Genomic DNA, 14,405 nt, shown 5'->3' with positions numbered 1-14,405 from the left:
CCCCCCCCCCCCCCCCCCCCCCCCCCCCCCCCCCCCCCCCCCCCCCCCCCCCCCCCCCCCCCCCCCCCCCCCCCCCCCCCCCCCCCCCCCCCCCCCCCCCCCCCCCCGGGCTCCGGTCAGTCCTCCCGCGTGTAGTACCGGTAGAAGGCGGCGAGTCCGACGCCCGCGCCGACGACGAGGCCGACGGTGGTGGAGCGGAGCACCGAGGCGTCGGTGAGGCTGTGCAGGTAGCCGGTGGCCACGCCCGCGAAGGCGCCGTAGGCGGTGGCGTGCAGCTCCCGCATCAGACGCGGACCGAACTCGTGGAGGGCGAACATGACGGCGGCGAACAACACGCCGCACAGGATCCCGAAGAAGACGTTGCCCACCGTCACCGGGCCCGTGTCGCGCTCGATCTGGGCCGCCCAGACCCCGTACACGAGGCCGAGCAGCAGCGCACGGATCAGGGCGTTCCTGCTGCTGTGGTCCACGTTCACCGATGTCGTGGGGCGCTGCCTCCGGGACACGGTGGGTGCCGCATGTGCCATGGCGGGGCTCCTCTCTTCCATCATCCAGGGCACACCCGGCGTCCCGGCGCGGCAAGTGGATCACTCGTCCGGGTGGCCCGGTCCCACCCCGCCGGACGCCCGTCGCACCACCCGGACGCCCGCACCGCACGGGGACCGCCGCGGACCCGGCCGCCACCGGCACCGCCGCGTCCACCCGGACGCAGCAACAGGGGTGGCGCCGCCCACCGCCCGGGGCATTCCCTGGTGACGTGCGCACCTACCTGTCGGCGGCCCTCGTCGTGCTCGTGGCCCTCCTCGTGCCCGCGAGCGCGGTCGCCTACTGGGCCGACCGGGAGCTGGGGAACGCCGACCGCTACACCGCCGCCATGGCCCCGCTCGCCGAGGATCCGGCCGTCCGGGGCGTGGTCGTCACCCAGGCCACCCGCGCCCTCTCCGGACAGATCGACGCGGGCCCCTTCCAGGGCGGGGTCGACGCCCTGATCGGCGAGGCCCTGCGCTCCTTCGCCGGGACCCCGGCCTACCGCACGGCCTGGGACGCCGCCAACCGCGCCGCGCACACCGCCTTCCTCGCCGCCCTCGACTCCGGCCGCGGGGACGCCGTCACCATCGACCTCGCGCCGGTGCTCGCCCAGGTCAGGGGGGAACTGATCGCCGACGGGGTGCCCTTCGCCGACCGCATCCCGGAAACCCACCTGACCGTGAAGGTCATGGAGTACGACAACCTCGGCGCGCTCCGGAAGGGGTTCCGCGTGCTCCAGATCGCCGGTGTCTGGCTCCCCCTGCTGACCCTGTGCCTGGCCGTCGCGGCCGTCGCCGTCGCCGTCCACCGCCGGCGCGCCGTCCTGGCCACCGGTCTCGGACTGGCCGCGGGGGCCGTACTGCTGTGGACCGCGGTGGTCCTGTGCCGCCGCCTCACCCTCGACGACCTGCCCGCCGACGTCGACCGGGCCGCCGCCGGAGCGGTGTACGACGCGCTCACCGCGTTCCTGCGGACCACCGCCTGGGTGGTCCTCGCCGTCGGGCTGGCGGCGGCCCTGGCCGCCTGGCTGGCCGGACGGCTGCGCCGCACCCCATAAGCTCGGTACGTACACACCCATACTCCGCAGAACTCCCCAGAAGAACCGATTCGCGAGTGGCGACACGGAAGCGGAATGACCACCGAACGACGCACCGAGCACATACCGTCCGGGCGGCTGCGGCCGAATCCACTGGCGCCCCCCGCCTGGCTGCTCGCCGGACTGCGGCCGAGCCGCGCGCCCGTCCCCTGGGCGGCGGCCGTCCGCGCCGGGATCGCGCTGGCCACCCCGCTCGCCGTCGGCTTCGCCCTGGACGAGCCCGAGTACGGCGCCCTCGTCTCCATGGGCGCCCTCTCCGGGGTCATCGGCGACACCGCCGACGCGTACCGGATGCGGATCCTGAACATCGCCGTCCCGCAGTTCTTCGGAGCCGTCGGCGTCGCCGCCGGCACCCTCGTCTACGGCCACGGCTGGCTCGCCGTCGGCGTCCTCACCCTGATCGCCCTCGTCTCCGGGATGATCTCCTCGATCGGCACCGTCGCCTCCGTGTCCGGACTGCTGCTCCTGCTCAACGCGGTCGTCGGGGCCGGCCTGCCGATGCCCGAACCCTGGTGGACCGCCCCGCTGCTGCTCAGCGCCGGCGGCCTGTTCGTGCTCGCCCTGAGCCTGCTGGGCTGGCCACTGCGCGGCCGGCTGCCCGAACGGACCGCCGTCGCGTCCGCCTACCGGGCCCTCGCCGACAGCCTGGAGGCCGCGGACGGACCCGCGTACGAGGAACGCCGCCACCGGCTCACCCAGGCCCTGAACCACGCCTACGACCTCGTCCTGGGCCGCCGGGCCCGGGTGCACGGCCGCAGCCCCTCGCTGGTGCGGCTGCAAGCCCAGCTGAACGCCCTGATCCCGCTGGTCGAAGCCGCGCCCGCCGTCCACCTGCGCGGCCGGCCCCTGGCGCCCGCGATCCCGGCGACCGTACGGGACCTCGCGCGGGCCGTCGAGGAGGGCCGCCCCGGCGCCCCCGTACCGGACCTGCCGGCCCCGCGGACCCCCTCCGAGCGGGCCCTCGACTCCGCGCTGGCCTACGCCGCGACCACCGTGCGATCCCCCGGACCGGAGCCGTACGACATCGACGACCGGCTCGGCCGGCCCGCCGCCCTGCGGATCAGGGCCCGGCGGGCGGTGCGCGACACGATGCTGTCCGGGGCCTCCTGGCGGTACGGGCTGCGCCTCGCCCTGTGCATCGGGCTCGCGCAGTCCCTCGTCTCCCTGATCGAGGTGGAGCGGTCCTACTGGGTCGCCCTGACCGTCACCTTCGTCCTCAAACCGGACTTCGGCTCCGTCTTCTCCCGCGCCGTGCTGCGCGCCCTGGGCACCGCCGGCGGGCTGGTCCTGTCGGCCGCCGTCCTCGCCGAGGTACCGCGCGGCTGGTGGGACGTACCGGTCATGGCGCTGCTGGCCATGCTGATCCCGGTGTTCTCCACCAAGGGGTACGCCTTCCAGACCGCGGCCATCACCCCGGTGATCCTGCTGCTCTCGGACCTCCTCAACCACCAGGGCTTCGACCTGATCCGGCCGCGCCTGATCGACAGCCTCATCGGCTGCGCCATCGCCCTCGTCGCCGGCTACCTCCTGTGGCCCGAGAGCTGGCACACCCGCATCGGCGACCGGCTCGCCGACGCCGTGGACGACGCGGCCGGCTACGTGGAGCGGGCCTTCGCCCCCTTCGCGGACGACGCCGCCCAGCGGGCCGCCCGGCTGACCCGGCAGAAGGCCCGCCGCCGTATCTACCGGGACCTCTCCGACGTGCGCAGCGAGTTCCAGCGGGCCCTGACCGAACCCCCGCCCACCGGCCCCCGGGCCGCCGCGTGGTGGCCGCTGGTGGTGGCGGTGGAGCGGATCGTGGACGCGACGACGGCGGCCCGGGTCCGGGTCAACCACGGAGCCCCTCCCCCCGGCGCCGAGGAGGTTGCGGCCCTCAGGGACGAGCTGCACGGCCTGGCGCGCGGGGTGCGCAGCAGCGCGACCCTCAAGGAGGTCCGCGTCCGGCCCCTCCCGCCGGAGGCCCGGGACTCCGTCCTCGCCCCGGTCCACCAGGAGGTCGCGGCGGCCCGCGCGATCGCCCAGCCGGACCGTTGACCCCCGGCGGCGGCCCGGCGCGCCTCCCGGACGCCGCGGTCCCCCGAACGGCGCACGGGCCGGGCCCGGACGGGCGCCGCGGGGGAGCATCGGAGCATGCACCGGGTCCCGGCCGTGATGGTCCTCGCCGCCGTCCTGGCGGGCACGGCGGGGTGCGCCGACGTGGAGGGGATCAAGAGCGAGGGCGACCTCGGCACCGTGCACGCCCCGAAGACCCTGTGGAAGGACATCCGCCCCGAGCCGCCCGCCAAGGGGGAGCAGCCGGGCGCGGCCGCCACGGTGCCGGGACTCCCCAGGGCGCCGGCGCTGACGATGCGCGGGGTCGACGCGCTGGCCGTCGTACGCGCCGACATCACCTCCGCCACCGCCGAGGACGGCGGGACGGGCCGCCTCGTCGACCCGCGCGCGGCGCGCCGGCTCGCGCTGTGCACACGGGCCGCGAACGGCGGGCCCGACTGCCCGGTGCGCCCCGGCGTCCTGCACGACCTGACGGGTGACGGCCGCGAGGAGCTGATCACGGCCCTGGACGTGGACGGCCGGCTCAGCGAACTGCGCGTCTACACCGTCCGGGACGACGGCCGGATCGCCCGGATCCTGGCCCGGCGCGGGGTACTGGAGGGCGTCGAGGTGGCCGCCGGGCACCTGGCGATCCGCGAGCCGACCTCGAACCCGAGGTACACCTCGGTCTCCGACTACGTCTGGGACGACGGGACGCGCAGCATGAGCCTGTCGCAGCTCACCCTCGACGAGTGCGCGTCCCTCACGGACGTCCCGCTGCCCGGGACCCGGTCGCGATGCGCGCGCTGAGCAGCCTGCGCTGGAAGATCGCCCTCACCACCACGACGGTGTGCTGCCTGGTCGCCGCCGCGCTGGGGATCCTCGTGCACAACGTGGTCGCCCGGCAGATCGTCGGCGAGGTCCGCAAGGAGGCGGCCCGGGACCTCGACCACGCCCTCGGCCACTACGAGTACGGGACGGCGCACGGCGACGTCAACGCCGCCCTGGACCCGCCCGACCTGCCCGCCCCGCTGCGCGAGCTCGTCGCGCGCGGCCGGACCGGCAGCATGGTCGGCACCCACGGGGGCGAACCCGTCATGTGGGCGGCCGGACCCGCCGACCGCGCAGCCCTCGCGGTCTGGATCCCGTACGGGAACACGCGCGGGCGGCTGCGGCACATCGACACCGCGATCCTGGCCTCCGCGGCGCTCGCGGCCGGGGTCGTGGCACTGGCCGGCCTCTTCCTCGCCGACCGGATCAGCAGACGGCTCGCCACCACGGCCGCCGTGGCCCGCCGGATCAGCGCCGGGGACCTGGACGCCCGGGTGGACTTCCCGGCCGACGGGGGCCGGGACACCGGCGCGGGCGCCGCCCCGGACGCGGACCCGGACGGAAGCCGGCCGCGCCGCTACCGCGACGAGGTACGCGACGTCGCGCACGCCCTGGACACCATGGCGGCCTCGCTCCAGGAACGGCTGGAGGCGGAGAAACGGTTCACGGCGGACGTGGCCCACGAGCTGCGCACCCCGCTGACGGGATCGCTGGCGGCGGCCGCTCTGCTGCCCGAGGGCCGCCCGAAGGAGATGATCAACGACCGGCTCAGGGCCCTGCACCTGCTCACCGAGGACCTGTTGGAGATCTCCCGGCTCGATTCGGGCGTGGAACGGGCCGACCTGTCCTGGGTGGAACTGGGCCGGGCCGTGGAGCGGGCCGTCGCCGGGACCCGGCTGCCCGCCGAGGTCCGGGTGATCCGGGACGCGGCGGTGCTCACCGACCGGAGGCGCCTGGACCGGATCCTGGCCAACCTGCTGGTCAACGCCCACAAGCACGGCCGGCCACCGGTCGAGGTGACGGTGGTGGGGCCGGTCGTGGCGATCCGCGACCACGGTCCGGGCTACCCGGCCGAACTGATCGAGCAGGGCCCGAAGCGCTTCCGGACCGGGGACGGCGGCCGGGGCCACGGGCTGGGCCTGACCATCGTGGTGGGCCAGGCCGCGGTCCTGGAGATCGTCCTGGGGTTCGCCAACGCCCCGGACGGGGGCGCGCTGACGACCCTGCGCCTGCCGGTGGGGCGGCTGCCGGAGGCCGGTTGACCGCGGCGCGGTCGACCGGCCCCGTCCACCGGGCGGATCAGACGCCGATGTTCTTGCCGTCCTTGCGCCAGACCGACACGACCGCCGGGCGGACGATCCTGCCGGGACCGTCGGGCCACACCGACTGCGGCTTCTCGACGGACGCGCCGTCGATCTCGCCCGGGTGCTGCACCGCGACCAGGACGCGCTTGTCCTGGACCAGCGGACCGCAGGTCTCGGCGCCGCGCGGCACGGTCAGGAACTGCTTCAGCTCACCGCGGCGCTCGCCGGCGGTGGCGACGCCGAACAGGCCGTCGTGCGAGCCGAGCTGGTTGCCGTCCGTGGAGATCCACAGGTTGCCGTGCGGGTCGAAGGTCACGTTGTCCGGGCAGGAGATCGGGCTGACCTTGTCCTTCGGGAAGCCGGCGAAGTAGGTCGACGCGTCGTTCGGGTCGCCGGCGACCAGGAACAGGCGCCAGGCGAAGCCGTCGCCCGCCGGGTCGTCGAAGTTCTCGGCGAGCTCCAGGATCTGGCCGTGCTTGTTCAGGTTGCGCGGGTTGGCCTCGTCCGCGCCGGCCTTGCCGGCCTTGCCGCGGTCGGTGTTGTTGGTCAGCACCACGTAGACGCGGCCGGTGCGCGGGCTCGGTTCGATGTCCTCGGGGCGGTCCATCTTGGTGGCGCCGACCTTGTCACCGGCCTGGCGGGTGAAGACGAACACCTCCTCGGCGGTCATGCCCTCGACGTGCGAGACGTTGCCGGAGGCGGAGGCGGTGGCCAGCTTGATCCAGACGCCGGAGCCGTCGAACCGGCCGTCGGCGGGGAGCTTGCCGGAGCCGTCGACCTCGGCGGCCGGGGAGTCGCCGGTCAGCTTGGCGACGTAGAGGGTGCCCTCGTCGAGCAGCGTGAGGTTGTGCTCCTTCGCCGCGCGGCTGTCGCCCGTCTTCATCTGCTTGCTCGACACGAACTTGTAGAAGTAGTCGAAGCGCTCGTCGTCGCCCATGTAGACGACGGGACGGCCGTCCTCGGTCAGCCGGGGCTGGGCGCCCTCGTGCTTGAAGCGGCCCAGCGCGGTGCGCTTGCGCGGGACGGAGTTCGGGTCGTACGGGTCGAGCTCGACGACCCAGCCGAAGCGGTGGGACTCGTTGGGCTCCTGGAGGCAGTCGAAGCGCTTGTCGAACCGCTCCCACTTGCGCTCGGTGGCGCCGGTGCTCACGCCGTACCGCTTGAGGCGGGCCGCCTCGGCCGGGTCGGTGACCTGGCCGGCGTTGGCGAAGTACTGGTTGAAGTTCTCCTCGCCGTGGAGGGTGGTGCCCCACGGGGTGGTGCCGCCCGAGCAGTTGTTCAGCGTGCCGAGGACCTTGGTGCCGGTCGGGTCGACGGAGGTCTTCAGCAGCGCGCTGCCCGCGGCCGGGCCGGTGAGGCGGAACTCGCTGGTGGCGGTGAGCCGGCGGTTGAGCCGGTGGCGGTTCACCGCGGTCAGCTTGCCGGAGCGGTGGTCCTCCTGGACGACGACGACGCCGAGGCCGTGCGCGGCCCACGCGATCTCGACCTGCTCGCGGGTCGGGTTGGCCGGGTCGTAGCCCTTGAACATGAGGTTCTCGTCGGTGTACTCGTGGTTGGCCACGAGCAGCTGCTGGCGCTCGTAGCCGCCGCCGAGCGGGAGCAGGCTCAGGAAGTCGTTGTTGTAACCGAATTGACCGGCCTGGGCGGCTGCGGTCTGCTTATCCGGATTGAACCCCGGGGCGCCCTTGACGATCGGGTCGCCCCAGCGGATGACCACGTTCTGGTCGTGGCCCTCGGGGACGGTCACCCGGTCGTCGGTGTTCGGCGGGACGGCCTTGAAGCGCAGGCCGCGGGCGGCCTCGCCGGAACCGGCCTTGGGGTCGGCGGAGGGAGCCGCCTCGGCGGACTGGCCACCGCCCGCCCCGAGGGTGACGGCGGTGCCGGCGGCGGTGGCGACGGTCACGACCGCCGCGGAGCGCAGCATCGAGCGGCGGGAGTAGGCGCGGGCGATGACGTCGCCGACGTACTCGTTGTCACTGGTGTTGGGCACCTCGTGGAAGCAGGCGTCGCCACAGCGGTAGCGGCAGGTGAGAGCGGAACGGCCGCTACCGTGCGGGTTGCCGATGAGCGGCAGGAGCTTGCGCACGAGGTGTCCTCCGGTGGGTGCACGACGCCGACGACGTGTCGGGACGAATCAGCGGCGACGCTAGGCGCGGGTTGCGCCGATGCGGCGGCGCGGGAGTGAACGCCGAATGAACCCGGCACGGCGGAGGGGCAGTTCGGGTGGAGGCCGCTGTTCCCTGGTTGGCTGGGCGCCACGAAAGGCGCCCCTGCCGAAGTTCCAGCCAAGGGGCCGATAACCTTACGTGTCCACTCTGGGCAGGGATCAACCGCGCAGCACGGACAAATGACGCACGCACTCATGCGAAAGGCCTGGCCCATGGGTATTCGGAGCTTGTTGCGCAAGGTGTTCGGACGGTCGGCCGAGCCGGTTCCGGAGACGTCGGATTCCACTGCTTCGGCGGCGGTGCCCAGCCAGGCGGAACGCAACCCCCTGGACGCGGCCGCCGATCTGGTGGCGGCCTCCTTCGACAACCCCACCGTCCCGCCGCAGTCCGCACCGCGCGACCGCGAGCCGGGCACGTTGCTGACCGCCCCGGCGCAGACGACGGACCCCACGGTCCCGGAGGCCCGGCGCCCTTCGCCTCCGGCGCTTCCCGAAACCCCCTCCCAGGCCGCTCCGGCAAAGCCGGCCCCGGCCGCACCGGCACGGCCCGGCCCGGACCCGGCCGAGGCCGAGCCCGCCGCCGGTGCGGACACCCCCGCGCCGGAGGCCGTGACCGAGGCCCCCGAAGCCGCCGTCACCGCCGAGCCGGAGGCCGAAGCGGCCGGGCCCGAGGCCCTCGCCACCCAGGCGGAGCCCGAGCCCACCCCGGCGCAGCCGGACACCAAGGCCACCGAGGCGGAGGCCGTGACGGCCGAAGCCGAGCCCGCCATCGCCGCCGAGCCGGAAGCCGAAGCCACCGCCACCCCGGCGCAGCCCGAGGCCGCCGAGCCCACCGCGGAGACGCTGCCCGAGGCCCCGGCCGAAGCGGCCGAGCCCGTCGCCGCCGAGCCGGAGCCCGAGGCCGCCCCGGTCGAGGCCGCCACCGCCCCGGCACAGCCGGAGACCGAGACCACCGAGCCGGAGGCCGTGACGGCCAAGGTCGAGGAGGTCGAGGAGGTCGAGGTCACCACGGAGGCCCCGGCCGAAGCGGCCCGGCCCGAGCCCGTCGCCGCCGACGCGGAGCCCGAGGCCACCGGCACCGCCGAGCCGGAGGCCGGAGCGGCCGAGCCGCAGGGCGTCGCCGCCCAGGCGGAGCCCGAGGCCACCCCGGTCGAGGCCCCCACCGCCCCGGCACAGCCGGAGACCGAGGCCACCGAAGCGGAGGCCGTGACGGCCGAAGCCGAGCCCACCGCGGAGACGCTGCCCGAGGCCCCGGCCGAAACGGCCGAGCCGGAAGCCGTCGCCGCCGAGGCGGAGCCCGAGGCCACCCCGGCCCAGCCGGAAGCCGAGGCCACCGAGGCGGAGCCGGAGCCCGCCGCCGCGGAGCCCGAGGCCGAGCCCGTCGCCGCCGACGCGGAGCCCGAGGCCACCGGCACCGCCGAGCCGGAGGCCGGAGCGGCCGAGCCGGAAGCCGTCGCCGAGGCCCCCGCGCCGCAGGCAGAGGCGGAGCCCGAGGCCGGCGAGCCGGAGCCGGAGGCGGAGCCCCAGGGACCCGCCATCGCCGCGGCAGCGGTACGGCGGCGGGCGCCCGAGGTGGCGGCCGCGTACAAGGCCGCCGGCCAGGTGCTGCGCACCAAGGGCAAGGCCGGGGCCCGCGCGAGGGTGTACCTGGTCCTCGACCGCTCCGGTTCCATGCGCGGCTTCTACAAGGACGGCAGCGCCCAGCACCTCGCCGACCACGCCCTGGCCCTGGCCGCGCACCTCGACGAGGAGGCCACCGTCCACACGGTGTTCTTCTCCACCGAGCTCGACGGCACCGCCGAGCTGACCCTCGACGCCCACGACGCCGCCTGGGTCGAGGCCCGCCACGCCGAACTCGGCCGGATGGGCCGCACCAGCTACCACGTGGCCGTGGAAGCCGTCCTGGAGCGCTACCGCAAGGACGGCGGCACCGGCCCCGCCCTGGTCGTCTTCCAGACGGACGGCGCGCCCGACAGCCGTCAGCCCGCCCGGCAGGCGATCGTCGACGCCGCCGCCACCGCCCCCGAGGTCCACTGGCAGTTCGTCGCGTTCGGCGACCACGACAACAAGGCCTTCGACTTCCTGCGCAAGCTGGACGCCGACAACGCCGGCTTCTTCCACGCCGGCCCGGCCCCCGCCGAGCTCGCCCCGGCCGCTCTCCTCAAGGGCCTGCTCCAGCGGTTCTGATCACCGCGGCACGAAGAAGGCGGCGCCCCCTCCCGGTCCGGGAGGGGGCGCCGCCTTCGTACGTGCGGGCCCGGGGGCCTACGGGCCTACCGGCCTCAGCCGCGCGGCGAACCGGCGTCCGGGGCGACCGCGTCGGAGACGGGCCGCTCCGAGGCCGCGGCCTTGGTCTCGACCGGCTTGCGCAGCGCGATGTTCAGCTCGCGCAGGCGGGCCTCCTCCAGCACCGTCGGCGCGCCCATCATCAGGTCCTGGGCGTTGCCGTTCAGCGGGAAGGCGATGGTCTCGCGGATGTTCGGCTCGTCGGCCAGCAGCATCACGATGCGGTCCACGCCCGGGGCGATGCCACCGTGCGGCGGGGCGCCGAGGCGGAACGCGCGCAGCATGCCGGCGAACTCGCGCTCGACGGTCTCGGCCTCGTAACCGGCGATCTCGAAGGCCTTCAGCATGACCTCGGGCTCGTGGTTGCGGATGGCGCCGGACGACAGCTCGATGCCGTTGCAGACGATGTCGTACTGCCAGGCCAGGATGTCGAGCGGGTCCTTCTCCTCCAGGTCCTTCATGCCGCCCTGCGGCATGGAGAACGGGTTGTGGGAGAAGTCGATCTTGCCGGTCTCCTCGTCCTTCTCGTACATCGGGAAGTCGACGATCCAGCAGAAGCGGAAGACGTTCTCCTCGAACTGGCCCGCCCGCTTGGCCGCCTCGACGCGCACGCCCGACATGATCTTGGAGACCTCGTCGAACTCGCCCGCGCCGAAGAACACCGCGTGCCCGGCCGCCAGGCCCAGACGCTCGGTGAGGACCTTGACGTTCTCCTCGGTGAGGAACTTGGCGATCGGGCCGGTCAGCGCGCCGTCCTCGCCCACGCGGACCCAGGCCAGGCCCTTGGCGCCCAGCGAGATCGCGTACTCGCCGAGGCCGTCGAAGAACTTGCGCGGCTGCGCGGCGGTGTCCGGGACGGCGAGCGCGCGCACGTGCTTGCCGGCGAACGCCTTGAACTCCGAGCCCTCGAACACGTCGGTGATGTCGACGAGCTCCAGCTTGGCGCGCAGGTCGGGCTTGTCGTTGCCGTACTTCAGCATCGACTCGCGGAACGGGATCCGCGGGAACGGCGAGGTGACCTCGCGGCCCTTGCCGAACTCCGTGAAGATCTCCGTCATCAGGCGCTCGATCGGCTGGAAGACGTCCTCCTGCTCGACGAACGACATCTCGACGTCGAGCTGGTAGAACTCGCCCGGCGAACGGTCTGCGCGGGCGTCCTCGTCGCGGAAGCAGGGGGCGATCTGGAAGTACCGGTCGAAGCCGGAGATCATCAGCAGCTGCTTGAACTGCTGCGGCGCCTGCGGCAGCGCGTAGAACTTGCCCGGGTTCAGACGGGACGGGACGACGAAGTCACGGGCGCCCTCGGGGGAGGTCGCGGTGAGGATCGGGGTCGCCATCTCGTTGAAGCCGAGGGCCACCATCTTCGAGCGGATCGACGCGATGACGGCCGAGCGCAGCATGATGTTGCGGTGCATGCGCTCGCGGCGCAGGTCGAGGAAGCGGTACTCCAGACGCCGCTCCTCGTTCACCCCGTCGTCGGTGTTGATCGTGAAGGGCAGCGGGGCGGCGGCGCCGAGCACCTCGACCTCGACGGCCTCGATCTCGATCTCGCCGGTCGGCAGCTCCGGGTTGACGTTGTCGGCGCCACGGGAGACGACCTTGCCGTCGACCCGCACGACCGTCTCCTTGGACAGCTTGTCCAGGACGGCGGCGGCGGCGGTGCCGGGGCGGGCGACGAGCTGCGTGATGCCGTAGTGGTCACGCAGATCGATGAAGAGGATGCCGCCCAGGTCTCGACGATTGTGCAGCCAGCCGCTCAGCCGGACGTCGGAGGCGACGTCGGAGGCACGGAGCTCGCCGCACGTGTGGGACCTGTACCGATGCATCAGTCATCCAGTTCTACGCGATACCAGGGTGGATTCAACCGTCCCAAGGTTACCGTCCGGGCGGGGCGCCCGGCGGGCGCGCCCGTGCCGGGGCCCGTACCGCGCCCCTGCCGCGCCCGTACAGGGGGATGAACAGGCGGTCCGACGGGATGACCTGTAAAGATGGCCGGGTGCGCACCGAGGACGTCCTGGCAGCCATCGCGACCGGTCTGTGGCGATGGGACAACGCCTCCGGGACGGTCACCCTCGACGGCGAGGCCGCCCGGCTGCTCGGCCTGCCCGCGGAGCCCGCCGTCCTGCCGGAGGCCGCCGCCCGCTCCCGCTTCCACCCGGTGGACTGGAACGAGATCAACGGCATCGTGAACCTCGCCGTCGCCGAGGGCACCCTCGCCGAGGCCCGGCTGCGGGTCATGGACGAGGACGGGCGCGTTCTGCGCACCGTGCGCAGCCGTTCCAAGCCGCTGCTGAACGTGACGGCCGAGGGCCGCGTCGACTACGAGCTGATCGGCACCATCCAGGAGATCGCCGAACCGCAGCCGGGCACCACCGCGGCGCACACCCCGATCACCGGCGACTGGCGGCGCTCCCGCGAGGCCTTCCTGCTGGACGCGGGCCGGGCGCTGGCCGAGGCCCGCTCCACGGCGGAGGTGCTGCGGGTGGCGGCCTCGCTGTCCATGCCGGGCTTCAACCCGGACGGGCTGGCCGTCTTCGGGGTGGCGGGCGACCGGCTGTCGATCATCGGGCACCACGGGCACGGCGCCGGTGACGAGAGCCCCTTCACCGACATGCCGCTGGACACCGACTACCCGGCCGCGGAGGTCGTCCGGGGCGGCCGGGCGATCTACCTGCCCAGCCCGGAGGACTACCTGCGGCGCTTCCCGGTCACCTGGCCGCTCGCCCGGCGCTTCGGACGCGAATCCTGGGCCTTCCTGCCGCTGATCGTGGCCGGACGGACCATGGGGGCCTGGATGGCCGCCTTCAAGCACCCGGTGTCCTTCTCGCCCGACGAGCGCTCCGTGCTGACGACGGTGGCCCGGATGCTGGCCCAGGCCCTCCAGCGGGCCGGAGTGGCCGAGTCCGAGCGGGAACTCACCACCGGGCTCCAGCGGTCGATGATGCCGCAGCTGGGACCGGAGATCCCCGGCATGACCCTCGCGGCCCGCTACGTCCCCACCGGCGGCGGCCTCCAGGTCGGCGGCGACTGGTACGACGTGATCCCGCTGCCCTCGGGCCGGTTCGCGCTGGTCATCGGCGACGTCCAGGGCCACGACGTACGGGCGGCCGGCCTGATGGGCCAGCTGCGGATCGCCGTGCGCGCCTACGCCTCCGAGGGCCACCGCCCCGACGCGGTCCTCTCGCGGGCCTCCCGCTTCCTGTCCGGGCTCTGCTCCTCCCAGGAGTCGGACCCGGCCGAGGGCCCCGACTACCAGAGCCCGCGCTTCGCGACCTGCCTCTACGTGGAGTGCGACCCCGAGACGGGCCTGCTGGAGGTGGCCCGCGCCGGGCACCCCGACCCGGCGATCCGGATGGCGGACGGCACCGTCCTGATGCGGCCCACCGCGGGCGGCCTGCCGCTCGGGATCATCCCCGACACCGACTACCCCACCACCCGGTTCCCCCTGGAACCCGGCGAGACGATGATGCTCTGCACCGACGGGCTCATCGAGACCGGCGGGCACGACCTGGACACCGGCTGGGCGCGACTGCGGGCCATCCTGGAGTCCGGGACGCACGACACGGAGAGCCTGGAGAAGCTGGCCGACCTGCTGGTGCAGGCCGTGCACGGGCCCTCCTCGCACCACACCACCGGGCCGCTGGCCGACCGCCGCGAGGACGACATAGCCGTGGTGCTGCTGTGCCGCGAGAGCGCGGACTGCGGCTGCGGGACCTCGCTGTCGCACCCGGCGCGCCCCGCCCGGCGCACGGTGCTGACCGTGGCGCAGGCGGAGCCGGAGCGGCTCGCGGGAGCCCGCCGCCAGGTCCGGGAGCTGCTGCACGACTGGACGGACCCCGAGCAGGTCGACGCGGCCGAGCTGATGGTCTCCGAGATGGTGACCAACGTACTGGTCCACACCGACGGCGACGCGCTGCTGGTCGCGGAGGCGGTGGGCGAGCTGGGCGCGCGCCGGCTGCGCGTGGAGGTGGCGGACGCCAGCGACGAGCTGCCGCACATGCGCCACCCCGGGGAGATGGCGTCGAGCGGGCGCGGCGTGCTGCTGATGGAGATGCTCGCCGACACCTGGGGCGTCGACCCGCGCGGCGCGGGCAAGTCGATCTGGTTCGAGCTGTACGAACGCTCCAAACCGGCCGAGGACCAGGCCCGGTAGTTCCCCTCT

The 14,405-nt window shown here is 74.2% G+C and carries 9 protein-coding genes; 6 read left to right on the top strand and 3 right to left on the bottom strand.

Features of this window, described 5'->3' with window-relative positions; genetic code table 11:
- Positions 1-116 precede the first annotated feature (116 nt).
- Entirely contained in the window at positions 117-527 is a 411-nt protein-coding gene (locus tag ACEPPI_RS00945) for a hypothetical protein (RefSeq protein ID WP_373913317.1), read from the bottom strand.
- Between the two features lie 230 nt (positions 528-757).
- On the opposite strand from ACEPPI_RS00945, the gene ACEPPI_RS00940 reads away from it, so the two are divergent.
- From ACEPPI_RS00940 to ACEPPI_RS00925, 4 genes are all read left to right on the top strand, one after another.
- A complete protein-coding gene (locus ACEPPI_RS00940; RefSeq protein ID WP_373913316.1) occupies positions 758-1,585 on the top strand; it encodes a hypothetical protein in 828 nt (275 codons plus the stop codon).
- 75 nt (positions 1,586-1,660) lie between these two features.
- Entirely contained in the window at positions 1,661-3,658 is a 1,998-nt protein-coding gene (locus tag ACEPPI_RS00935; protein WP_373913315.1) for an FUSC family protein, read from the top strand.
- 96 nt (positions 3,659-3,754) lie between these two features.
- On the top strand, positions 3,755-4,465 hold the full coding sequence (locus ACEPPI_RS00930) for a hypothetical protein (protein ID WP_373913314.1): 711 nt from the start codon (positions 3,755-3,757) through the stop codon (positions 4,463-4,465).
- The gene (locus tag ACEPPI_RS00925; RefSeq protein ID WP_373913313.1) at positions 4,453-5,748 is read left to right on the top strand and encodes a sensor histidine kinase; all 1,296 of its coding nucleotides are present in this window, start codon (positions 4,453-4,455) and stop codon (positions 5,746-5,748) included. Before ACEPPI_RS00930 ends, ACEPPI_RS00925 begins: the two co-directional genes overlap by 13 nt.
- Positions 5,749-5,785: 37 nt before the next feature.
- Here the strand turns inward: ACEPPI_RS00925 and ACEPPI_RS00920 are convergent, their stop codons facing one another.
- A complete protein-coding gene (locus ACEPPI_RS00920) occupies positions 5,786-7,876 on the bottom strand; it encodes a PhoX family phosphatase (RefSeq protein WP_373913312.1) in 2,091 nt (696 codons plus the stop codon).
- Positions 7,877-8,170: 294 nt separating this feature from the next.
- On the opposite strand from ACEPPI_RS00920, the gene ACEPPI_RS00915 reads away from it, so the two are divergent.
- Positions 8,171-10,144 carry a VWA domain-containing protein gene (locus ACEPPI_RS00915; RefSeq protein ID WP_373913311.1) on the top strand — a complete coding sequence of 658 codons (1,974 nt, stop codon included), beginning with the start codon at positions 8,171-8,173 and terminating at the stop codon, positions 10,142-10,144.
- 95 nt (positions 10,145-10,239) lie between these two features.
- On the opposite strand, the gene aspS is transcribed toward ACEPPI_RS00915, so the two are convergent.
- Complete coding sequence (aspS, locus tag ACEPPI_RS00910) at positions 10,240-12,069, bottom strand: aspartate--tRNA ligase (RefSeq protein WP_266840161.1); 1,830 nt, start codon at positions 12,067-12,069, stop codon at positions 10,240-10,242.
- 170 nt (positions 12,070-12,239) lie between these two features.
- On the opposite strand from aspS, the gene ACEPPI_RS00905 reads away from it, so the two are divergent.
- The gene (locus tag ACEPPI_RS00905; RefSeq protein ID WP_373913310.1) at positions 12,240-14,396 is read left to right on the top strand and encodes a SpoIIE family protein phosphatase; all 2,157 of its coding nucleotides are present in this window, start codon (positions 12,240-12,242) and stop codon (positions 14,394-14,396) included.
- The last annotated feature ends 9 nt before the right edge of the window (positions 14,397-14,405 follow it).

It is taken from the genome of Streptomyces sp. AB3(2024), from assembly GCF_041862025.1.
Taxonomy (GTDB): domain Bacteria; phylum Actinomycetota; class Actinomycetes; order Streptomycetales; family Streptomycetaceae; genus Streptomyces.
This window is presented reverse-complemented; position numbering and strand designations above follow the sequence as displayed.

Excerpts from the sequence above, each read along its gene's own strand:
- ACEPPI_RS00945 (WP_373913317.1), bottom strand. The coding sequence starts at position 527 with ATGGCACATGCGGCACCCACCGTGTCCCGGAGGCAGCGCCCCACGACA.
- ACEPPI_RS00935 (WP_373913315.1), top strand. The coding sequence starts at position 1,661 with ATGACCACCGAACGACGCACCGAGCACATACCGTCCGGGCGGCTGCGG.
- ACEPPI_RS00930 (WP_373913314.1), top strand. The coding sequence starts at position 3,755 with ATGCACCGGGTCCCGGCCGTGATGGTCCTCGCCGCCGTCCTGGCGGGC.
- ACEPPI_RS00925 (WP_373913313.1), top strand. The coding sequence starts at position 4,453 with ATGCGCGCGCTGAGCAGCCTGCGCTGGAAGATCGCCCTCACCACCACG.
- ACEPPI_RS00915 (WP_373913311.1), top strand. The coding sequence starts at position 8,171 with ATGGGTATTCGGAGCTTGTTGCGCAAGGTGTTCGGACGGTCGGCCGAG.
- aspS (WP_266840161.1), bottom strand. The coding sequence starts at position 12,069 with ATGCATCGGTACAGGTCCCACACGTGCGGCGAGCTCCGTGCCTCCGAC.